This is a genomic window from Actinomyces sp. MRS3W (assembly GCF_032465695.1).
Classification (GTDB): domain Bacteria; phylum Actinomycetota; class Actinomycetes; order Actinomycetales; family Actinomycetaceae; genus Actinomyces.
In genome coordinates, this window is record NZ_JAWDJJ010000326.1 from 1 (window position 1) to 1332 (window position 1332).

Below are 1332 nucleotides of genomic sequence, written 5' to 3' on the forward strand. Positions count from 1 at the left end.
CTCCCTGGATGAGCGGCAGGCGCACCCCGATCTTCGGGCCCAGACCCGCCGACTGAATGATCGTGGCGATGCCGCAGGTGAGCAGGTCGGCGTTGATGAGGTGCACCGTCGTTGCCGCGTCGAGCCCCAGTCCCTGGGAGATGACGAGGGGGACGATGACGGCGCCGGCGTAGAAGGCCAGCACGTGCTGGATGCCGAGGACGGCCAGGCGGCCCGCGGGCGGCACCTGATCGACGGGGTGCTTCGCGGTGGGCGGGGAAGGGGGCGTGACGGAGCGACTGCCCTGGGGCATACGGGGTCTCCCATGCGGTTGAGAAGGGTGGGTGGCCCCATTGTTCCGGCCCGACGGCGGGATCGAGAAATCCGGGCGGGCGCGGGGCGGCAGTGGGGCGGCGACAACGACGGGCGTCGGGGCGGATGCGGCCGGTGTGGCGCATGTGGCTCAAGTGGGCGATGTGGGCCACAAAATGGCACGCCACGCCGACGAAAACGCCGTCATATCTGACAAATCGGGCGGTTTATGCATAGCGTAGCGGTCAGCGGCACCGCACCGGGTGCCCAACCGTCTCCGAGACATCGAGCAGACGACCATCGAAGAGACATCAGTACCCAACCGAGAGGCAGATACATGTCCATCAACCGCACCGAGCTCATTGCCGCCATCGCTGAGAAGGCCGGTCTGACCAAGACCGACGCCGACGCCTTCCTCGGCGCCTTCCAGGACGTCCTGGTGGAGAACGTCTCCAAGGGCGAGGCCGTCAAGATCACCGGTCTGATGGGTGTCGAGCGCGTCGAGCGTGCCGCCCGCACCGGCCGCAACCCCCGCACCGGCGAGGAGATTCAGATCCCCGCTGGCTACGGCGTCAAGCTGACCGTCGGATCCGCCCTGAAGAAGGCCGCCTCCGGCAAGTGACCCCGCCGGGGATGCATATCCCCAGGCCCCTCAGAGGTGTGGCGCCTTCCAGGCGTGGTTGACCTCTTGCGCAAGGCGCGTCGTCCCCACGGGCGGCGCGCCTTTGGCGTATCCCGTGCACGTCGGCGGAACACGGCGGGTGCTGCGGGGCGGCGAACGGTCAGCCGTGCGGCGGCCTGCCGCTCCCAGCCTGTGCTCGCCGGCTGCACTCACCGGTTGCATTTGCAGGCCGCGCCCGCCGGCTGCGCTAGCCGACTGCGCCCGCACGCGAGGGTGGCCGAGGTCGTCGTGCAGCAGACCATGCTCGCGGACGATCATCCCCGCCCAAGATCCTCCCGGCGGATGACGTCGCGCGCCGACGCCGTCGTTACCTTGGCCACATGACCGCTCCGTCTCCGTCCCTCCCGCCGAGCGGCGGC

General features: G+C 69.5%; 2 protein-coding genes. One reads left to right on the top strand and one right to left on the bottom strand.

All coding sequences use genetic code 11. The features are described 5' to 3' along the window. Nucleotides 1–292: solute carrier family 23 protein (locus RWX45_RS12270; RefSeq protein WP_316024002.1), on the bottom strand; the 292-nt coding region annotated here is incomplete at its 3' end. Nucleotides 293–628: 336 nt separating this feature from the next. Between RWX45_RS12270 and RWX45_RS12275 the strand changes: the two genes are divergently transcribed. After that, nucleotides 629–913 (top strand): HU family DNA-binding protein, encoded by a 285-nt coding sequence (locus tag RWX45_RS12275; protein WP_316024003.1) that lies wholly within the window; start codon nucleotides 629–631, stop codon nucleotides 911–913. Nucleotides 914–1332: the final 419 nt, after the last annotated feature.